The 349-nt window shown below is 75.4% G+C and carries 1 protein-coding gene; it reads right to left on the bottom strand.

Annotated features, from left to right (window positions below):
* Positions 1–349 (bottom strand): hypothetical protein (locus UK12_RS42185; protein WP_045307076.1); only part of this gene is annotated, 349 nt, incomplete at both ends.

Raw genomic sequence — 349 nt, 5'->3', positions numbered from 1 at the left:
TGCGGCAACGCCTCCACCTCGGCCAGCCACAGCAGGGCTGCGTCCGGTTCCTGCATGTCGCGCAGTCCGCGCAGCGCGAGCGGGCGCTGGAGCGGGGGTCCGGCGAAGCGGGCGGCCTTGTCGGAGTTGAGCCACAGGCGCAGGTCGGGGTCCAGCTTGTGGCCCTGCCCGCTCTCCTCCCAGGCGGCCGCCGTGTTGCGTACGGCGGTCAGGAGGAGGGGGATCCGGGGCAGGCGGGCGGGGCGGCGGCCGGCGCTGCGGAAGGTTATGGCCTCGGCCTCGCGGGCCTCACGTATGCCGGCGGAAAACGCATCGGCGGCCAGTTGCCTGGCCGCCGAGGACCCGGCCG

It is taken from the genome of Saccharothrix sp. ST-888, assembly GCF_000955975.1.
GTDB lineage: Bacteria > Actinomycetota > Actinomycetes > Streptomycetales > Streptomycetaceae > Kitasatospora.
The sequence above is the reverse complement of the archived record's forward strand: the minus strand, read 5'-3'. Positions and strand labels throughout refer to the sequence as shown.